The sequence below is a fragment of the Flavobacterium alkalisoli genome (assembly GCF_008000935.1).
Classification (GTDB): Bacteria; Bacteroidota; Bacteroidia; order Flavobacteriales; family Flavobacteriaceae; genus Flavobacterium; species Flavobacterium alkalisoli.
Genome location: NZ_CP042831.1, coordinates 2,707,509 through 2,728,130, shown reverse-complemented (window position 1 = coordinate 2,728,130; position 20,622 = coordinate 2,707,509). Strand labels below are relative to the sequence as shown.

General features: G+C 38.3%; 21 protein-coding genes. 17 read left to right on the top strand and 4 right to left on the bottom strand.

The window, feature by feature from the left end; all coding sequences use genetic code 11:
• Window positions 1-58 precede the first annotated feature (58 nt).
• Window positions 59-466, bottom strand: coding sequence for a hypothetical protein (locus FUA48_RS12455; protein ID WP_147583831.1), 408 nt, complete (start codon window positions 464-466; stop codon window positions 59-61).
• Window positions 467-740: 274 nt separating this feature from the next.
• Here FUA48_RS12455 and rimK point away from each other — a divergent pair, with 274 nt between their 5' ends.
• From rimK to FUA48_RS12415, 8 genes are all read left to right on the top strand, one after another.
• A complete protein-coding gene (rimK, locus tag FUA48_RS12450) occupies window positions 741-2,105 on the top strand; it encodes a 30S ribosomal protein S6--L-glutamate ligase (protein WP_147583830.1) in 1,365 nt (454 codons plus the stop codon).
• Window positions 2,106-2,116: 11 nt separating this feature from the next.
• On the top strand, window positions 2,117-2,482 hold the full coding sequence (locus FUA48_RS12445) for a DUF1304 domain-containing protein (protein ID WP_147583829.1): 366 nt from the start codon (window positions 2,117-2,119) through the stop codon (window positions 2,480-2,482).
• Window positions 2,483-2,484: 2 nt separating this feature from the next.
• Window positions 2,485-2,682, top strand: coding sequence for a GldL-related protein (locus FUA48_RS12440; RefSeq protein ID WP_147583828.1), 198 nt, complete (start codon window positions 2,485-2,487; stop codon window positions 2,680-2,682).
• Window positions 2,683-2,684: 2 nt separating this feature from the next.
• Window positions 2,685-3,104: a hypothetical protein gene (locus tag FUA48_RS12435; RefSeq protein WP_147583827.1), complete on the top strand. Its 420-nt coding sequence runs from the start codon at window positions 2,685-2,687 to the stop codon at window positions 3,102-3,104.
• Window positions 3,105-3,296: 192 nt separating this feature from the next.
• Window positions 3,297-3,833: a GNAT family N-acetyltransferase gene (locus FUA48_RS12430; protein ID WP_147583826.1), complete on the top strand. Its 537-nt coding sequence runs from the start codon at window positions 3,297-3,299 to the stop codon at window positions 3,831-3,833.
• 4 nt (window positions 3,834-3,837) lie between these two features.
• Entirely contained in the window at window positions 3,838-4,245 is a 408-nt protein-coding gene (locus FUA48_RS12425) for a DUF1801 domain-containing protein (RefSeq protein WP_147583825.1), read from the top strand.
• A 7-nt stretch (window positions 4,246-4,252) separates the two neighbouring features.
• Complete coding sequence (locus FUA48_RS12420; RefSeq protein ID WP_147583824.1) at window positions 4,253-4,648, top strand: hypothetical protein; 396 nt, start codon at window positions 4,253-4,255, stop codon at window positions 4,646-4,648.
• Window positions 4,648-5,001: an MmcQ/YjbR family DNA-binding protein gene (locus FUA48_RS12415; protein ID WP_147583823.1), complete on the top strand. Its 354-nt coding sequence runs from the start codon at window positions 4,648-4,650 to the stop codon at window positions 4,999-5,001. The genes FUA48_RS12420 and FUA48_RS12415 overlap by 1 nt, the downstream gene beginning before the upstream one ends.
• Before the next feature lie 79 nt (window positions 5,002-5,080).
• On the opposite strand, the gene FUA48_RS12410 is transcribed toward FUA48_RS12415, so the two are convergent.
• Window positions 5,081-10,354, bottom strand: coding sequence for a T9SS type A sorting domain-containing protein (locus FUA48_RS12410; RefSeq protein ID WP_147583822.1), 5,274 nt, complete (start codon window positions 10,352-10,354; stop codon window positions 5,081-5,083).
• Between the two features lie 411 nt (window positions 10,355-10,765).
• Here FUA48_RS12410 and FUA48_RS12405 point away from each other — a divergent pair, with 411 nt between their 5' ends.
• The gene (locus FUA48_RS12405) at window positions 10,766-11,629 is read left to right on the top strand and encodes a carboxypeptidase-like regulatory domain-containing protein (RefSeq protein WP_147583821.1); all 864 of its coding nucleotides are present in this window, start codon (window positions 10,766-10,768) and stop codon (window positions 11,627-11,629) included.
• Between the two features lie 37 nt (window positions 11,630-11,666).
• On the opposite strand, the gene hutH is transcribed toward FUA48_RS12405, so the two are convergent.
• Together hutH and FUA48_RS12395 are read right to left on the bottom strand one after the other, a co-directional pair.
• Window positions 11,667-13,175, bottom strand: coding sequence for a histidine ammonia-lyase (gene hutH / locus FUA48_RS12400; protein ID WP_147583820.1), 1,509 nt, complete (start codon window positions 13,173-13,175; stop codon window positions 11,667-11,669).
• A 74-nt stretch (window positions 13,176-13,249) separates the two neighbouring features.
• Complete coding sequence (locus tag FUA48_RS12395; RefSeq protein ID WP_147583819.1) at window positions 13,250-14,743, bottom strand: NAD(P)H-hydrate dehydratase; 1,494 nt, start codon at window positions 14,741-14,743, stop codon at window positions 13,250-13,252.
• Window positions 14,744-14,969: 226 nt separating this feature from the next.
• Between FUA48_RS12395 and gcvT the strand changes: the two genes are divergently transcribed.
• The 8 genes from gcvT (at window position 14,970) to FUA48_RS12355 (ending at window position 20,576) form a co-directional block, all read left to right on the top strand.
• Window positions 14,970-16,052, top strand: a complete 1,083-nt coding sequence (gene gcvT / locus FUA48_RS12390; protein WP_147583818.1) for a glycine cleavage system aminomethyltransferase GcvT — start codon at window positions 14,970-14,972, stop codon at window positions 16,050-16,052.
• Window positions 16,053-16,058: 6 nt separating this feature from the next.
• Window positions 16,059-18,101 (top strand): S41 family peptidase, encoded by a 2,043-nt coding sequence (locus FUA48_RS12385; RefSeq protein ID WP_147583817.1) that lies wholly within the window; start codon window positions 16,059-16,061, stop codon window positions 18,099-18,101.
• A 91-nt stretch (window positions 18,102-18,192) separates the two neighbouring features.
• Entirely contained in the window at window positions 18,193-18,903 is a 711-nt protein-coding gene (locus FUA48_RS12380; RefSeq protein ID WP_129751343.1) for a YebC/PmpR family DNA-binding transcriptional regulator, read from the top strand.
• Window positions 18,904-18,983: 80 nt separating this feature from the next.
• Window positions 18,984-19,412 carry a hypothetical protein gene (locus tag FUA48_RS12375; protein WP_147583816.1) on the top strand — a complete coding sequence of 143 codons (429 nt, stop codon included), beginning with the start codon at window positions 18,984-18,986 and terminating at the stop codon, window positions 19,410-19,412.
• Window positions 19,413-19,449: 37 nt separating this feature from the next.
• Window positions 19,450-19,731: a hypothetical protein gene (locus FUA48_RS12370; RefSeq protein WP_147583815.1), complete on the top strand. Its 282-nt coding sequence runs from the start codon at window positions 19,450-19,452 to the stop codon at window positions 19,729-19,731.
• 27 nt (window positions 19,732-19,758) lie between these two features.
• Window positions 19,759-20,124: a hypothetical protein gene (locus tag FUA48_RS12365; protein ID WP_147583814.1), complete on the top strand. Its 366-nt coding sequence runs from the start codon at window positions 19,759-19,761 to the stop codon at window positions 20,122-20,124.
• Window positions 20,125-20,140: 16 nt separating this feature from the next.
• Complete coding sequence (locus FUA48_RS12360; RefSeq protein WP_147583813.1) at window positions 20,141-20,350, top strand: hypothetical protein; 210 nt, start codon at window positions 20,141-20,143, stop codon at window positions 20,348-20,350.
• Entirely contained in the window at window positions 20,316-20,576 is a 261-nt protein-coding gene (locus tag FUA48_RS12355) for a hypothetical protein (RefSeq protein WP_147583812.1), read from the top strand. Before FUA48_RS12360 ends, FUA48_RS12355 begins: the two co-directional genes overlap by 35 nt.
• Window positions 20,577-20,622 lie beyond the last annotated feature (46 nt).

Sequence of the window (20,622 nt, the reverse complement as noted above, 5' to 3'; positions counted from 1 at the left end):
GTTAAGTAACGAAAAAACAAATTACTTTGTCCCAGTAATACTTTTTCATTTAAGATACCTACTCCCATAAATCTATAGAAAATCCAATATCGTTTTCAGCGAGAAATTTTGTAAAATCTAACGGAAAGGTTAAAGCCGGATACTTCTTATACATAACGAGTTCACAGTCTAAGTGGAGGTTAAAATTATACCTCTTTCTAATTAACTGTACATTGTTAATTTTCTCTTTCCATAAACTTATATATTCTATACTTGCGTATTCAATATCAAGATCTATAAATTCCTGTGCAGCAAAATTTATAACAGTTTCAATGTTAGGCTGAGTACGTATTTTTCCATTAGTTAATTGCCTATAGTCACCCATTCTGCGAAAATCTGAATAAAAGGGTAATATATCTGTAAAATCTTCCTCTGTGATACGCTTTGTTTCTTCTGAATCTGAATACAACGCTAACCTGAAAATCATTTTTTGTCTAATCATAATAACACATACCGAAAATCGGCATTTTTAAAAAAATTTTTCAAAAATAAATAATCCTGCTTTCTATACCAAAAAAGGTTTCACGCATTATAATGACCTTTCACTAATCCAGCTAACTGAGTATTATATACCTCTGCCACACTAAAAACCTCATAGTCAAATTGTGAGGATAGTAATATTAAATTTTAAATAAAAATACGGTAACCACTTTACTTATCTAAAAAAAGTAGTACTTTAGAAGTATATAATACAAGTAAAAATGCTCGACAAAGTTATCGTAGGAAGTGAAGAATGGTGCGCATTCCCTAACCTGGGAATACCTGCTATTAAGGCCCGTGTAGACTCCGGCGCCAAGACTTCTGCCCTTCATGCCATTAACATCCACCCGTTTATAAAAGATGGCGACAACTGGGTTAGGTTTGATATTAACCCAATACAAAACAACACCAAAACCGTTATACACTGCGAGGCTCCGCTGGTAGATAAACGTATTGTAAAAAGCTCGAGCGGATACCGCGAAAAACGCTATGTTATAAAGGCCAATATACAGGTGGGCGACTCTAACTGGGAGGTTGAAGTAACACTTACCAACCGTGACTCTATGGGTTTCCGTATGCTGTTAGGGCGCGAAGCCATGAGCGGACGCATATTGGTAGATCCTGAGCAAAAATATCTTTTAGGACAGCCTACAACCGAAAAATTAAAGGAATACTATAATAAAAATGAAGAGCCTAAAAAAGGCCTTCGCATAGGCTTATTAGCCAGTAACCCTGAACTTTACAGTAACAGGCGTATTATGGAGGCCGGTGAAATGCGCGGACACGAGATGCATTTCCTTAACCTTAAGTACTGCTACATGAAACTGGATGCCGAAACTCCCGAAATTCATTACAGGGGTGGCAGGGTTTTAAACGATTTTGATGCGGTTATACCGCGTATACGACCTAGTATGACGTTTTACGGCTGTGCGCTTACACGTCATTTTGAAGCACTTAAGGTATATTGCCTTAACTCGGCTGCAGCCATAAGTCAGTCAAGGGATAAGCTGTATTCATTACAATTACTTTTAAACAGTGGTGTTGACATACCTACAACAGGTTTTGCCAACTCCCCTCTTGATACTAACGACCTTATTAAAATGGTAGGCGGTTCTCCGCTTATCGTAAAGTTACTGGAAGGCACACAAGGTAAAGGCGTTGTACTGGCCGAAACCAAAAAGGCTGCTGAGAGTGTTATAAATGCCTTTAAAAGCCTTAATGCTAACATTTTGGTACAGGAATTCATTAAAGAAGCAAACGGTAAGGATATACGCTGTTTTGTGATCGACGGAAAAGTGGTTGCGGCTATTCAGCGTGAAGCACTTCCGGGTGAGTTCAGGGCAAATATCCACTTGGGGGGTACCGCCTCGATTATCAAGGCTACTGCAGAAGAGAAAAAAATAGCCATTAAAGCTACTAAGGCTATGGGACTTAAGGTAGCGGGTGTAGATATTATCCGTTCATCTAAAGGGCCGTTACTGCTTGAGGTTAACTCCTCTCCCGGCCTTGAAGGTATAGAAGGCGCTACTAATAAAGATATTGCCGGAGAAATGATTAGGGCAATAGAAAAGAATTTTAAAATTTAAAACATACAGCTATGGCAATAATTTCTTCATCAATAATAGTTATAGTGGCAATGCTGCACCTTTACATTTTTTGGTTAGAAAGCTTTGCCTGGACAACACGCGGCAGGAAAGTTTTTAAAAAGTTTCCTGCCGAACTTTTTGAAAAAACCAAATCCATGGCAGCAAACCAGGGTTTGTATAATGGCTTTTTGGCCGCCGGACTGCTTTGGTCGCTTTTTATAGAGAATGAAGAGTGGCGCGTTAATGTGGCTATGTTCTTTCTTGGCTGTGTGGCAATTGCCGGACTGTATGGTGCAACCACCGTACAAAAAAGCATTTTCTACATACAGGCATTACCCGCAATTGTAGGATTAATATGTCTTTATTTTAATATTTAATTATGAAGTACTGGATAATAATTGTTGTATTTTTATTAGGATATTCAATCACAATAGTTGGAGCAATGCTTAGGGTGATGCACTGGCCGTGGGGGTCTGAAATGATTGTTTCAGGATCTCTTGCAGAAGCACTGGCAGTATTGCTACTTGCTATTAAAGTAATTATCAACAGAAAGTCAAATTCATTCTTAAATAGTTAACTATGAAAATTAAAACAGCAATATTATCTATGGGTCTGTTTTTACTGCTAAGCGGATTTAACAAACAGAATGACTGCCTGAAATTCAGGAACGGGACATTTAAAATAATTGATCCTGCTACTAAAAAAGTGTGCATTATAACCCGTAAAGACGACATACAAACCGAAAGAATGGAAGATTCTAACGAAACGTATGACTTTAAAATAACATGGGTAGACGATTGTACCTATACAGTTAAGCCTACAGCCACCACTATAGAAAGAAACAGGGATGTACTTAAAGTGGGGCTTATGACAGTTACCATTGTTAAGACAACAGACAGCTCTTATACCCAAAAAATAGAAGTTGAAAAAATTCCTGATTTTAAAAGGTTTGACAATGTGTATGTAGTTAAGAAAAAGGAAAAGAAAACAATGGATTAATATTATTTCTGAGATATGATAAAACAAAATATACCCAGAATCCTTTGTGGACTTAGCTTCATTATATTCCAACTTGGAATATAAAATATTTTATACCCTTTACACCAAATATCGAAAGGATCAATAAGTTAATCTGAAAGAAAAAAATCCATAACTTGGGGTAGTTTAAGAATAATGTAATCACCACCCAATATGGAAATCCTTGAAACGCAGAGACTACGTCTCAGAAAGCTTACTCCGCTGGTCATGGAGCAGGTTTTCACTACTATGGACGATAATTCCATTATCGATTTTTTAGGCCTTGCGGATTTTGAATCACTTGAAAAAGAAAAGGAAAAATACCAAAAGGGACTGCAAACCTATAACCGAAGCTTTATAAATTTTCAGCTAATTAATAAGGAAAACGGAAAGGTTATAGGCGGATGCGGCTTTCACACCTGGTATCCTTTTCACGACAGGGCCGAACTGGGCTATGGACTTTTTTATGACAATTACAAGCAAAAGGGTCTTATGAGTGAAGCCGTAAAGGCAGTATTGGATTATGGCTTTGAGAAAATGAACCTGCATCGTGTTGAGGCATTAACAGCAACTTATAACACAGCATCACTTAAAATTTTAAAGAATTTTAATTTTAAATTAGAAGGTACACTACGCGAACATTATAATGTTGACGGTAAAATGGAAGACTCCGTTATGTACTCTCTATTAAAACACGAACATAAAAAATAAAACCATGTCTAAACCATCACCAACCGAACAGGTAACCAGTCATATAACTAAAATGGAAACCGAAACTGCACAAACCATGCAGGCCATTCGTGAGGCTATACTGGAAACCGATAACGAGATAGGCGAACATATAAAATGGAACTCCCCTGCCTTTTACTACACTGGTGAAATGAAGGAATTTGACGCAAAAGAATACAAAAGGGATCTTGTGGTATATAATTTGAGGAAAAACGGTGATGTAATGCTTGTTTTCCCCACCGGTGCCACTATTAATGACACTACAGGAATACTGGAAGGAAATTATACAGATGGCCGCCGTATGGTTACCATTAAAAATAAAGCTGATCTGGAGGTTAAAAAACAAGCGCTGCAAACTGTTATAAAACAATGGCTAAGCCTTATTGATAAATAATTTTATTATGAAAAAACACACCTTATTCACTATTATATTTTTAGCTATATCTGCTATAGTATTTGCGCAAAATAAAGCTATTGAAAAAGTATGGCAATTGGATAATATTTATGCCGATGTGCATATGTTTTCAGCTCTTGATCATCTAATAAGCGGCGAAGAGATTTTTGAACTTAAAGCTAACGGGGATGTTGTTATCGTAAATAATTTTACATACTGCGGGACCACTACTAAAAAAGATGCTACAGCTAAAGAGACAAAAACTCAGGTAATTGGTAAATGGAACTGGATAAACAGTACAACAATAGAAATGGAAACCTTAGTTAGAGGCCTGCCTGTAAAAAAGAAATACAAAGTTTCTAAAGTAAATAATGATGAACTTATATTAATTGATTTGCATTAATGACAATAGAAGAACTTCAAAATATTTGTGCGACATTACCCGGTGTAACCTATGATATTAAATGGGAAGACCACCTTTGCTTTAATGTAGGAGAAAAGATGTTTCTTATCACCTCACCAGACAGCGTTCCTCACAACGCATCATTTAAGGTATCTGCTGATGATTTTGAGGAGCTTACCCAACGTGAAGGCATTATCCCTGCCCCATACCTTGCCCGCTACAAATGGGTACAGGCAGACGACATTAACCGCTTCACTAAAAAAGAATGGGAAAAATATCTTCCTGCTGCATATCAGCTGGTATTTGATAAGCTTCCTGCCAAAGTAAAAAAGGAGATTACCGCTTCTAAATAAAACAACTACAAAATACAAAACGTCTATAAACAAAAATCCCCACGCTTTCACGTGGGGATTTTTTATTTGTAAGAGTTTATTATCTTCTCTTTACTATCCTCTTAGAAACAGTACCCTGTTCTGTAGCAATGGTAAGTATATACTCGGCTGCTTCAAGCGCCTCAATATCTACCCTTGTAAGTTCAGATGTAATTACCTGTTGTTTAACCAGCCTTCCGTTAAGGTCGTAAATAGCTAAATGCATACCCTCTGTATAAGTATTTTCAGGAAGTTTGATAAACACTTCTGTAGTAGCAGGATTAGGATATACTTCCGGTTTTATAACTGTAAAGTCTTCTATCCCTAATACTGAAGAAACTACAACCGTAACTTCGGCCGTATCGCAACTTGTTGTTACATCGGTATTACAAATCTCATAAACTACCACATAAGTACCCGGAGTTGCCCCTACCGGCACTATTAAATTACCATCGGCATCAATAGATACACCTGTAAGTCCGCCATCATTAACAATACTTACAGTAACGTCTGCTCCGCTTACAGAACCTCCGTTAAATGTATCGTTATCAAATATGTTTCCGGCTATACCTCCGTTTCCTGTGTAAACAGGATTGTTCGTAAAGTCGTCATCGGTTGCCCAAATATTATTGGTTACAGTCAGTAAAGCAGGCTGGGTTGTTTGAGTACAGCCTATTACTCCGTTAATTATAACCCTATATGTGCGTCCGTTATGGCTTAAAGGAATATGTACCAAAACAAGTGTATTGGTTTGCGCTCCCATGTAAGTTGGGTTTACACCTCCGTTAACCACATTATTCCATGTAACACCACCGTCTACGCTTTCCTGCCATTGGTAAGTAAGCGCATTGGCAACTGTAGCCACAAAGTGAGCATTACCGTCGTTAACAGCAAGTTCATCAGCTGGTTGAGCTGTTATAGATGCAGCCGGAAGTCCCTGAATGTTTACTACACTGTTTTCTGTACATCCGTGAGCATCGGTTACAAAAACAGTATAACTACCTGCTGCCAGGTTAGAAATTGTTGTAGTGGTAGCACCTGTAGACCATAAGTAAGTATATGGTGCAGTACCTCCGTAAGCCGTAACGCTTGCCGTACCGTTATTAGAGCTTACACAGGTTGGGTTTACCTGACCCGCAGCAATAAATAATGGTGAAGGCTGAGTTATAGTTGCATTTCTTACCAGTTGGCATCCGTTAGCATCGGTAATGGTTACACTGTAACTACCTGCCGAAAGCCCTGCTATTGTTTGAGCCGTAGAACCTGTATTCCAAACATAAGTATACGGAGCCGTACCACCATTTACGTTAATAGTAGCAGCACCGTTACCGCCTCCATTACAAGCCACATTAGTTTGTGCTATGTAACCCGTTAATACTTGTGGCTGGGTTATAATAACTGTAGATGCAGATGTACATCCGTGAGCATCGGTAACCGTAGCTGTATAAGCTCCTGGGGTAAGGTTTGATATGGTTGAAGTAGTTTCACCATTACTCCATAAATAAGTATACGGGGTTACACCACCCGCAGCAACTACCGTAGCCGATCCGTTTGCCGCATTATAACATGTTATATTCACACCACTTGAAGTAGTTGTAAGTAATGTAGGCTCTGTAATTGTATAATCCTGAGTTATAGTACATCCGTTAGTGTCGGTTACAACCACGCTGTAATCGCCTGCAGCAAGTGCAGTAGCCGTAGCAGTTGTTTGTCCGTTACTCCATGCATAAGTATATGGAGCAACACCACCCGAAACCGTAATTGTAGCAGTACCTGTAGCGTTACCGTTACACAGTACATCGGCCTGTGTAGCAGCACCCGTTAACAGGGCTGGTTCGTTTATTGTAAAGTCATAATTAAATATACAACCGTTAGCATCGGTTACCTCAACAGAGTAAGGACCGGCTGCCAGCCCTGTTGCAGTAGCTGTAGTCTGTCCGTCACTCCATAAATAAGTATACGGATCAACACCGCCTGTTACTGCTATGGTAGCCTCACCATTGGATTCTCCGTTACAAAGAACATCCGACTGTGTTGTATTAGGTGTAGCAGTAATTGCGTCAGGCTCCCCAAAACCAAACTCCTGATTAAAAGTACAACCGTTATCATCAGTTATGGTTACGTAATATATACCTGCCACAAGCCCTGTTGCGGTAGCTGTAGTTTGTCCGTCACTCCATAAATAAGTATACGGGCCAACACCACCTGATACTGTTACAGTAGCCTCACCCGTCGCAGCACCATTACATAATATATCTACCTGATCTACCAATACATTCATTTCAGTAGGTTCGTTTATGGTAAAGTTTTGTACTAAGGTACATCCGTTATCATCGGTAACGGTTACATAGTAATCTCCCGAAGGAATATCTGAAATAGCATCTGTAGTTTCACCGTTACTCCATTCGTATGTATAAGGGCTAACACCTCCTGATACCACTACTGAAGCAGTACCTGTTGAAGCACCATAACATAAAGCATCGGTTTGTGAAGCCGCAATTGCTAATGCAGCAGGTTCGTTAATTGTAAAGTCATAGTTAAACACACAGCCATTATCATCGGTTACTTCTACCGAATAAAGTCCTGCCGCAAGTCCTGTTGCAGTAGCTGTTGTTTGACCATCATTCCATAAGTAAGAATACGGAGCCATACCGCCTGTAACTACTATAGTAGCTTCACCGGTTGCATCACCATTACAAAGTACATCTACCTGGTTGGTATTTGGTGTTGCCGTAATAGCATCCGGCTCATCAATAGTAAAGTCTTCGTTATAAGTACATCCGTTATCATCGGTTACTATAACACTGTAATCTCCTGCCACAAGTCCTGTTGCAGTAGCTGTAGTTTGTCCGTCACTCCATAAATAAGTATAAGGAGCAACACCTCCTGTTACTGTTAGTGCAGCCTCACCTGTTGCTGCACCATTACATAGTACATTAACCTGAGTTGACGAAACATTAAGTGCAGTAGGTTCATTTATAGTAAAGTCCTGAGTTGCCGAACATCCGTTAGCATCCGTTACAGTAACAGTATAGTTACCCGCTGCCAGTCCGGTTGCGGTAGCTGTAGTCTGTCCGTTACTCCATAAATAAGTATACGGAGCTAAACCTCCGGTAACACCTACAGTAGCTTCACCTGTTGATTGTCCGTTACAAAGTACATCAACCTGAGATCCTATTGAAAGAGCTGGCGGAGCCGGAAGATTTACCGTTACGTCACCTTCTGTAAAGCAGCTTCCGTTAGTTATGGTCCATCTTAAAACATAGGTTGCGCCAGGTGTACCCGTAAAAGTAGTTACCGCATCGGTATCAAGAGTAAAGGCACCGCCTGTACCTGTAATCACGCTCCACATACCTGTACCAAGTACAGGAACATTACCTGTTACAGTAACTATATTACATGTATTATTGCTATAATCTACAGCAGCTGTTGCCTGTGATACTACACAAAGATTGGCAGCGTCTGATATAACATTCGCACAAATAAAATCAGATTGTGTAATTACAACCCTATAATGATATCCGTCCATTAATGCTGTAACACCTGTTATGGTAAGGGCATTAGTAGTAGCATTACTGTATACACCACCATCTGTAATATCTGCCCAAGTAGTACCATTATCAGTACTTTCCTGCCATTGGTAGTTTGTAGTTCCTGATCCTCCTGAAACAGCAACGCTAAATGTAGCATTAGCAGCTATTATACCTGTTTGCTCTGTAGGTTGAGTATCTATTGTACTTTCAGAACCTACCGAAACAACATTATTATTTGTACCTGCATAAGAAGCACCTATGACCGTACCGTCAGGATTTACGGCAACAGTACCAACTCCAAAATACATATCCCCATCGTTACCGTCGGCATCTGCAAGGCCGTATGCTTCATTAGCATCACTACAACCATCGCCATCGCTATCTAAGTCCATATAATCAAGGAAACCATCATTATCTGTATCTCCGCAATCGGCAAAGCTTTGCGATCCGTCTTCTACACTAAAGTTTCCTATAGAAGGTGCTGTTGAGTTTGTAATATAATCTCCTATACCTGTATAAGAAGATAAAATAGGTACATTACCCGTTGTTGACGTAACATTAATAGCAGTTCCTGCTGCTATTCCACTAACCTCAGCATACGAAATATTAGGATGACTTGGATAAGGCGTCCATCCCGTTACAGGGTTTCCGTTATAAAGTACAAGGGACGTACTCGCAGTAGGTACTATCAATGCAAGTACATTTGAAATAGTCATAGAAGTTGGGATAGAGAAATTAAAGCTTTTTACCGCTTTGCTTTCGTCTAGCACTAACTGCCATGCAGGATCTGTATTATTAGGGCTTAACTGCCATACAGTTGCACTATTACTGGTTTCTACCACATTAAGTGCGCTAGCCGAAACATTAAATGAATAAACATCTCCTGCGTTTGCCAATGTTGTTACCACACTGCCATTTAGTGTAACTGTAGTATTATTGGCGTCAGCCATTACATATGTGGTATTACTGGCACTGTTAGAAATATAAAATTTTGTACCTAATAAATTTGTAGGCAACAACATCTCATCTATATTATCGCAATAATCTATACCCGAATTAGCACATTTAACACCTACAATAACCCCTACATTATATGTAGACTCTACAGTCCATCCGGTCATATCTGTTGCTCCGGCTGTTTGCAGATAGGTTTGTCCTGCATTAAGGGTAATATTTTTTTGTATAGCGCCAGTCTTATCTTTAACTAATACATTATTATTATCTGTAGCACTGTAAATAATTGCATATTGATTGTTATCTGCATTTAAACCCGAAGTATAAGAGAATAATCTGTAATTATTTCCCCATATTTTTTCTGGCAACACTACCCATGAATCACTTACAAAATCTCCTGTTAATTCATGTATAATAGTTACAGGCAAATCTGCAGTTAACAAAAGGCTTTTCCCGGATTCTACCGTATTATTAGCTACATCCGGTATCTGCCCGCCCGTAACATTAATAACCAAAGTTTGTGAAGCCGGGATAGTGTAATTAGACCCAAGAAACGAAATATTAGTTCCGGTTTCACCCGAGATAACTATATTCCATGTTTCATTAGGAGAATAATAGTTTGGTGGAGCAAACAAATTAAAAGTTGTTTCTGCTAACGTTAAATTACATTCATCAGTATCAAGGATACCGTCGTTATCATCATCAAGGTCAATACTGTTAATTACACCGTCACAGTCAAAATCCTGCGAGGGGTCTGTACCCTGATTGGCACATTGAGAAAAGGCGGCCTGATATGCAAATACTGCAAAAAAGGTTAACGCCAGGTTTAGTAATTTTTTTGAAATCATAAATAGGGGTTTGAAGTAAAAGATTGGTTCATGCTGAATATTCGCTTAATAAATATTCAAATCTGTTTTTGGTTTGTAAGTAATTATATTTTCATAAGCAATTTTTATTTAGTTTTAAACAGCTAATATATAGTATTTTATGATTTTATTTTAAGATTTAATTAACTTTGCTTTATAAAGGCTTTTTTTACATTTTATTTATTTTTCCTACAAAAAAAAGTCCCTTTTTAAGTTGTTTTTTGAATTTTTAACAATGATTTATCCAAAAACTAACTATTGAAAATTCTTAAGGATAAATCACTCATTACCCGTTTTTTATAAAAAAACCTGCAACTACAAAGTTCCATTGGTTAACCTCAAAAAAAAATACCCATAAATGGGTATTTTTATTCTACATTGCAATAAAAAAATATGAACGGTAAACTTTTACTTTTTCTCACAGCACTATTCTCGATAAGTGCTTTTGGACAAACGAAAACTATATTAGATAAAGAATCCAAAGAACCTGTGCCCTATGTAAACATATCGGTATCTGATGAAAAAATAGAGTTTAACGCCGATGAAAACGGAGGGTTTAGATTACCTAAAAGTGATCCGTCTAAAACAGTTCGCTTTAGTGCTGTAGGTTATGATGCAGCCTCATTAAAAGCATCTGAAATGCAGGATACTATTTATCTTGAATCAAAGCCTATAGCACTTAATGAAGTAGTAATTGGATCAAGAAAAAAAGAAAACTCATTAACTATAAAAACTAAAAAAGCTAAAAAGACATGGAGTGGCTCCGGCGGCGGAATGAATGGCTCACTACTTCACGCACGATATATACCGTTCAACCCGGAATATAATACTACCCCTTATCTTGATAAAGTAAGATTAAAAGTTGATGCCCAAAAGAAATATACTTTCAATATAAGGCTATGTTCTGTAAAACCTGACGGAAGTCCCGGCGATTATCTTTATGGAGAAAATATTTTAGTAACCGTTGACAAAAAGCAGAAATATGCTGAAGTTGATTTCTCTAAAATTCCAATTAAAATTCCGGAAGAGGGCTTATTTATTGTAGTTGAATACCTTACAATAAAAGAGAATAGGCTTTCTCTAACAGGTGACAACGATTCATATCCTGCACATATGTATGGCTACGGCCCTCCTATTCTTTGTGAAGCAACAGAAACCATGGAAGGATGGTCTTATAAAAACGGTACCTGGATGCCAAATCCTAAAACAGCAAACGGTTATGCCAAAATGTTCATGGAAATAACACTTACCGATTAATTAAACAAAAAAGCCTCCTTATCCGGAGGCTTTTTTATTATTCAAATACTGTTTCGTCTATTTGCAGGTTGTTTAAGAAAGCTATCGTGTTCTCGATATCGTAGTGCAGTATCCTGTCGTTCTCCACAAGAGGAACTTCTTCCCTGTAAGATTTTAGGAACATTTCTATAAACTCACTCGATTTAAGCGGCCTTCTAAACGCTATAGCCTGAGAAGCGTTCATAAGCTCTATGGCAAGTATGCGCTCCAGGTTCTCAATAATCCTTAATGCTTTTGTAGCTGCATTAGCTCCCATACTCACGTGGTCTTCCTGTCCGTTGCTCGATACTATACTATCGGCACTTGCAGGAGTACAAAGCTGTTTGTTCTGGCTCACGATACTTGCAGCAGTATACTGCGGAATCATAAAACCTGAATTAAGCCCGGGGTTAGATACTAGGAACGGAGGTAATCCGCGAAGGCCGGAGATAAGTTGATACGTCCTTCTTTCAGAAATACTTCCCAGTTCGGCAAGCGCTATACCTAAAAAGTCAAGCGTTAGTGCCAACGGCTGCCCGTGGAAGTTACCTCCCGAAATGATCTGATCGCTTTCAATAAATATATTAGGGTTATCGGTAACCGAGTTGATTTCGGTTCTGAAAACTTTCTTTACATAGTCTATGGTATCCTTAGTAGCACCATGTACCTGTGGGATACAACGGAAAGAATACGGATCCTGTACGTGCTTTTTAGCCTGTGCTATAATCTCACTATCCTCAAGAAGTTCATTGTAACGCCTAGCAGTAACGATTTGCCCCTTATGAGGGCGTATCATGTGAATAAGCTCATTAAAAGGTTCTATCCTTCCGTCAAAACCTTCTAAAGATATAGCCCCAATTACGTCGGCTAAATAAGAATATTTAACTGACTTAAGTAATACATATATACCATACGAACTCATAAACTGAGTACCGTTTAGTAATGCCAATCCTTCTTTAGATTTTAAAACGATAGGCTTCCACCCCATTTTGTCAAGCACTTTTTGTGCCGGCTGACGGAAACCATCCATATAAACCTCTCCTTCTCCAAGAAGCGGCAGGGATAAATGTGCTAACGGAGCCAAGTCGCCCGAAGCACCTAACGAACCCTGATTGTAAACTACAGGTAAAATATCGTTATTATAAAAATCTACCAACCTTTCTACTGTTTCAAGCTGCACACCAGAGTGTCCGTAGCTTAAAGACTGTATTTTTAAAAGAAGCATAATTTTTACAATCTCACCAGGCACTTCCTCCCCTGTTCCGCAGGCATGCGATTTTACAAGGTTTTCCTGTAACTGCGATAAGTTTTCGTTAGAGATCTTTACATTATAAAGCGAACCGAAGCCGGTATTAATACCATAAATTGGGTCGCTGTGCGATTTCATTTTCTCATCAAGGTAAGTACGGCATTTTTCTATATTAGCCCTGGCTTCTTCGCTAAGTTCCAGTTTTTTACCCTGAGTTATAATTTCATTTACGACTTCAATAGAAAGCAGGTCACTGCTTATATAATGTATTGTTTCCATTTATCAGTTTGATTGAAGCCCCAAAATTCACTAAACCTTAGATAAAAAACAAGATTTTTGTCAACTTTTCAATATTAAGGATGATCTGCTTCGATTTTATGATAGGCTTTTCCTATATAATCCAGTATCATCGAAGCTGTAAAAGCCTGCATTCCTGTTTCGGGAACGGCAATATCGGCAGTGAGTCCGTGAAGGTATACACCAAACACTGCTGCATCTACTGCATCATATCCCTGAGCCAGCATTCCGGTAATGATACCCGTAAGCACATCGCCGCTTCCGCCTGTTGCCAGTGCCGCATTACCAGAGGCATTTATATATACATAATCTTTATACACAACCTGAGTACGGGCATCCTTAGCTACCAGCACCACATTGTGCTTTTTACTAAAGGCTATCATCTTTTCAATCTTATCAAAACCGTCGCTCCAGCTTCCCATAAGCCTTTCCAGTTCTTTAGGGTGCGGGGTAAGTATTGCATCTTCTGGCAATAGCCCTAACCACTCCTTATTATAGGAAAGTATATTTAATCCGTCGGCATCTATAACTAACTGGTGTTTGTATCTATTTAAAAAATCATGAAAAGCCTTTTGGGTTTCGGGATGCTGCCCTAAGCCGGGGCCAATACCTATAGCTTTGGGTTCAAAGTCAAAATTGATATGGGTAATATGCTCCTCTCCGTCGGTAATAGCCATCGCTTCGGGAAAAACCGACTGTATTATGGTATACCCGCATTTAGGCAGGTAAGCTGTTACCAGTCCGCACCCCGAGATTAATGCTGCCTTGGCAGAAAGGCATACCGCCCCTATCTTTCCATAACTCCCACCTATCAATAATGCATGCCCCTGCTTACCCTTATGTGTAAATACATCTACAGGACGATAGCGTTTGTGTGCTGCCAGATGATCGGTTAGGTAAAAGTTGGTTTCCACACTGTGTATAAAATCTTTATCCAGACCTATATCCAGTATTTCAACATGCTTAATGTATTTATAATTATCTGCCAGATAAAATGACAGCTTGGGCTGCTGAAAAGTAAGTACAGCGTCGCTTTTTACGGCAAATTCGGTTTTTCTGTCCATAAATACGCCCGATGGCACATCTATAGAAACCACGTAGGCATTACTGTGGTTTATCTTTTCTATCATCTCCTTCACCATACCTTGGGGCTCACGGCTAAGGCCAATACCAAAAATAGCATCTACAACTACCAGTTTACCATCGCCATAAGTATCTATTTGCTTATTGTTGTATTTTATACCTTCCTTATTAATACGTTTTAGGTTAGCGGTAAAATCGGGAGTGGGTTTTCCGGCATCTTCCAGTATATCAAGTACCACCCTGTATTTAGATTCATACAGCAGTCGCGCCACTACAAGTCCGTCACCACCGTTATTACCCTGCCCGCATATAACATGAAACAGTGTCTCCTTATCAGGAAAGTTGCGCTTTAGCCAAAGGAATACTTCGTTACCTGCCCTTTCCATAAGTTCGTAGTAGGTAATTCCCTGCTTTTCTACAGTAACCCTGTCGGCTTCCCTGTTTGCTGCAACGTCAAAAATTTTCATGATTTATGGTGTTGTTTGTACTACTTTTACTAAGTAAATTTATAATAATGCTTTTACATAGAAGGTGGAGGCAACAAATATTTAACGTGTATTATAACTCCCGCTACATAATCTTTTAAGAACGAAGCTAAAATTTGTGAAATAATTTGTATTTCCTGAAAATCAATCGCTATTAGTGCGTTTTTTTCAATAAATTAGCGGCGTTGAAACTATATTAATATTCTAGATGAAAAATACTGCGCTAACGCACATACACGAAGGCCTTGGGGCTAAAATGGTACCATTTGCAGGTTACAATATGCCTGTACAATATGAAGGGGTAAATGCAGAACACGAAACCGTAAGAAACGGTGTTGGTGTTTTTGATGTATCTCACATGGGTGAATTCTTTATTACCGGGCCAAAAGCACTTGACCTAATTCAAAAAGTTACAACAAACGATGCCTCTACCCTAACTGTAGGACGTGCTCAGTACTCATGCCTTCCTAACGAGAACGGTGGTATTGTAGACGACCTTATTGTATACAAAATGGGTGAGGAAAAATATCTTTTAGTGGTAAACGCATCAAACATTGAGAAAGACTGGAACTGGATTTCTTCTAAAAACGATATGGGTGCTACTATGGTTAATGCTTCTGATGAGTATTCATTACTTGCTATCCAGGGGCCTAAAGCTGCCGAAGCGATGCAGTCTTTAACTTCTGTAAACCTTTCTGAAATAAAATATTATCACTTCGAAGTAGCCGATTTTGCTGGTGTTAGCGATGTAATTGTTTCTGCAACAGGATATACAGGTAGCGGAGGATTTGAAATTTACGTAAAAAATTCCGATATTGAACAAGTTTGGAACAGGGTGTTTGAGGCAGGAGCTGCTTATGGCATTAAGCCAATTGGTCTTGCTGCTCGCGACACTTTAAGGCTTGAAATGGGCTTTTGCCTATACGGTAACGATATTAACGATACCACTTCGCCAATTGAGGCAGGCCTTGGATGGATCACTAAGTTCACTAAAGATTTCACTAACAGCGAAGCTATCAAAAAGCAAAAAGAAGAAGGTGTTAGCAGAAAACTTGTTGGTTTTGAGTTAACCGAAAGAGGTATACCAAGACACGACTATGAAATTGTAGACAAAGACGGTAATGTAATAGGTATAGTTACATCGGGTACTATGGCGCCTTCATTAGGTAAAGGTATCGGGTTAGGCTATGTGCCAACTGCCTATGCTGCTCCGGACAGCGAGATATACATCAGGATAAGGAAGAACGACATTGCTGCTAAAGTAGTGAAGCTTCCTTTCTACAAAAAGTAGAGGCCTATGAAAAACATATACGCAATAGCCTGTTTTCTTCCATTACTGGTGGGAGCACAAAACCATGAGCAGGCCTGCGGTGTGTTTTACAATATAAACGAGCTTTTAAAAAGCGAACACTTTAAACCTAAGCCGACAGACGATAGCCTGTCGGCTTATGTGTTTAATAGGGTAATGCGTGACCTGGATGATAACCGTATCCTGTTCCTTAAGGAGGACAGGGATTTGCTTGCCAAACACGAGTACAACATTGACGAGTATATTACTGAGGGGAACTGTGCCTTTTTTACCGATTTTGTAGTTACCTATAAAAAAGCACTGGAACGGAACATAGATATTATAAACGAAATAAATCATGAGGATTTAGACCTGAATAGTACCGATTCTATCTATTACTCCAAAAATTATTTTCCGTACCGTACCGAAAAGGAACAGCTTAAAAAGCTTATCCGAAAGAAAATCACTTATGATGTACTGGAAGATATTGCCAAACTCAGTAAGGATAAAGATTCCCTTAAAGCACAAATACGCAGCCTGCAGGTTGCCGCAAAGGCTAAAATTATTGATGCCTACCTGTGTCGTGCCGAAGGGCTGCTAAATCCGGAAGAAGGGCTTGATAAGGTTATATACCATAAGTTTTATGCTGCTTTTTGCAGTTACTTCGATCCGCATACCAATTACTTTAATTACAACGACAAGGCGGCTTTCCTATCTACTGTGTCAGATGAAAATTATTCGCTGGGCATTTATGTCAGCCAAAACGAGAATGAGGAAATAATAGTACAGGAAGTTGTTCCCGGCGGTCCGGCGTATAAAACCCAGAAAATAGATAAGGGCGACCAGATACTTAAACTGGCTTCCGAAAATAGGGAATATGCCGTTACCTGTGCCTCAATAGAAACAATTACCAACATTGTATTTAGCGATGCCTACAAAACCGTACAACTTACCCTGCGCAAAAACGACGGAACAGTTTACAGCGTAGATCTTGAAAAAAAAGTAATGCGTACTGAAGATAATGCCGTATACAGCTTTGTTATAGGTGATACCCTGCCTATGGGTTATATAAAGATACCTAGTTTTTATACCGCTATAGACGATAAAAACTATCACGGTAGTGCCGATGATGTGGCAAAAGAGGTTTTAAAGCTTAGGGGAGAAAACATAAACGGACTTATAATAGACCTTCAGTTTAACGGTGGCGGCTCTATGGATGAGGTTACCAAACTGGCAGGTATGTTTATAGACTTTGGACCCGTTTGCATAGTAACCGATAAGAATAAGACCAGCAAGGTTATTAAAGACTACATGCGCGGCACCATATATGACGGACCTCTTGTAATACTCGTAAACGGGTTTTCGGCCTCGGCAAGCGAATTCTTTACAGGTGTAATGCAGGATTACGGGCGCGCCATTATAGCAGGCAATACCACTATGGGTAAAGCCACCATGCAAACCATTTACCAACTTCAGGAAAAAGACCCTACCGATTTTGTAAAAGTAACCATAGACAAGTTTTACCGTATTACTGGTAAAAGCAGTCAGTATATAGGTATTGAGCCTGATATAGAACTCCCCTCCTATCTGGATGAATTTTTGCCGCGTGAAAAAACTGAAGCCAACGCACTACCCAACGACAGTATAAAATTCAGGGTTAGATTCCATAAAGAGAACAGGCGCTTTTTTAAACAGGCAGTAACACTAAGTGAAGAAAGGGTAATAAACGATACAGATTTTAATGATATTCTCTCAGTAAACCAAAAGATAAACAAACTGTACAAGGACGATAAAGATCCCGTTGCCCTTAATTTTGACGGAGTGTTTAACGATGTACACACTATGGACAGCATTTGGAAAAGCATAAGTGTTTTTGAAGATAAAGTTCAAAACCCTCATGTGGCAACACCACGCGATACCTATCAGCGCATTATGTATGACGATTTTTTAAGCAATACAAACGAACACCGGGTTAAGCTCGTAAAAAACAATTTATACATTAAAGAGGCTGTAAACATACTTACCGACCTTTATAATTTAGAAAACAGGTAACTATATCCCCTGATTTTTGTAAAACTGTTCCATTTAGATTTTGGAAAAACACCGAATAAGTTTATTTTTGTTCCTCCAAATAAAATAATATATGGGAAGAGCGTTTGAATTTAGAAAAGCCAGAAAAATGAAACGTTGGTCGGCAATGGCCAAAACGTTTACAAGAATTGGAAAAGATATAGTAATTGCCGTTAAGGAAGGTGGCCCTAACCCGGAAACCAATGCACGTTTAAGAGCAGTTATACAAAATGCCAAAGCGGCAAACATGCCTAAAGACAATGTTGAAAGGGCAATTAAAAAAGCAAGTGATAAAGATACCGCTAACTTTAAAGAGGTATTATTTGAAGGCTATGCACCACATGGTATCGCTATCCTTATAGAAACAGCTACCGATAACAATAACCGTACAGTAGCTAACATACGCAGTTACTTTAATAAATGTAACGGTACTATGGGTACTCAGGGTTCGGTTGAGTTTATGTTCGACCACACCTGTAACTTCCGTATTCCGGCAGAAGGTCAGGATGTAGAAGAGCTTGAGCTTGAGATGATCGACTTTGGCGTTGAGGAAATTTTTGCCGATGAAGACGGTATCATGATGTATGCTCCTTTTGAAAGTTTTGGCGCTATACAAAAAGAACTTGAAAGCCGTGGCCTTGAAATCCTTTCATCTGGGTTTGACAGGATTCCTCAGGTAACAAAAGAACTTACCGAAGAACAACAGGCAGACGTTGAAAAGCTTCTTGAAAAAATTGAGGAAGACGACGACGTAATGAACGTGTATCATACAATGCAGGAATAATAATTATCCTGTTTTCATAATATAAAAAGCTGCTCTTTGGGTAGCTTTTTTTGTATATTTCATCCTGAAAAATCAACCACATGATGTATTATTTGTTTTTCCTGTTAACAACCGTAATTGGTTCAAAACAGGAATGCCTGAAAAAAAATTCTGAACCCGACTCCTATTATCTAAAGGGCGAATATATCATTCAGGGTATTGAACTGGGTAACGAGGATCTTTATGTGGAACTGATTAATGCAACAGAAACAGAATTTACTCTTAAAGTGTATTTAATAGAAAATTCTAACGATACCCTAACGCTTAGCGGTATAAGCAGTCATATTTTGAAACCCTATAAGGAGGAAATGAAATTTAAACGGGAAAAGCTTCTGGGTAATACAAATGACAATGGTTATATAACATTAAATAAAAACCTGAAAGCCGATTATATTTCTATCGAACTTCCGGGCTTTGCACCACATATTATAAGATATAAGGATTTTATAGATTGTTTAAACGCTGATTAAACAATCTTTAATTACTATTGTTTTACAACATAAAAACATGAAACAATTTAAAAAAATTATATACATAGCGAGTATTGCCACCCTGTTCTATTTTGGAGTGATGTTTATTTTAAACTTAACCAATAGCACAAATACTATGGCTTACACATTCTTACTGGAGCTGTTCACTATACCTTCACTCCTTATTATTTTGGTAGCCTTGGTATACTGGGTATTTAATATAATTAAGAATAGAAATTTTACAGGTCTAAAAGCAATAGCTTTGGTAAACCTGGCTTCTTTTTTAGTTATAGTACTGTTTTACAGGTTTTTTAATTGATAAAATCAGGTCATTACAATGTCGGTTATGTCAGAAATTACCAACCTCACACAACGAATACATAAAGCAATTGATCGAGGTGAAATTACTGATATGTATATTGATTTTGAAACATTTGTAGTCAATACAATTGAAGCTATAGATACTCAGGACCCCTCCCCTGCTTTTGATTTTTTTAATGATCTGGCTAACCTTAAAAACGACACCATAGATAATATGCTGGATGCATGCCTGTTTGAAAATCTATATTATGAGTTAGGAGATAACGAAACGAAATTTAAAGACAAACTTAACAAACGCTCTTTAAAGTTATATCTATTGGCAGTATACATAAGAAACAACCCTTCAACACCTGAAGAAATAATACTGCATCAAAAAAGTTTAGGATTATAATTTTAAATTAATAAAAATGGGCAGAAATATACAGCAAGAACTTGACCACAGCTATATACTCGGTTGTACCAAATATAAGGATGAATATATATTTTTCCTGATGCCTGTAATATATTGGGTTCTTAATGTGGCCTCATACGACCCCGGTACCATTGATAATACAGAGTATGTATTTAGGGATAATGTTTTAAATGTACCCAGCGGACAGGAAGAGGCTTTTTTTTAAAGCAATAGATGAATTTAAGCTTGATCCGGATAGTGTAAATCTTAAAAAATATGATCCAGATATTCTTTTACAGTTTTACATTGATTTTGATTCAAAACTATATATAAGCTATTTTGATGACATTATTCTTGAAGAATATGTTCCTGATAATACCTGGACAGGAAAATTTGATAATGCGCTGAAATATCTTCCACAAGAGCAAATTAAAAGAATATTTCCAGATTAATACTATAGTTACTAACAGCTAGCGCGAATATACAATCTCACTAATT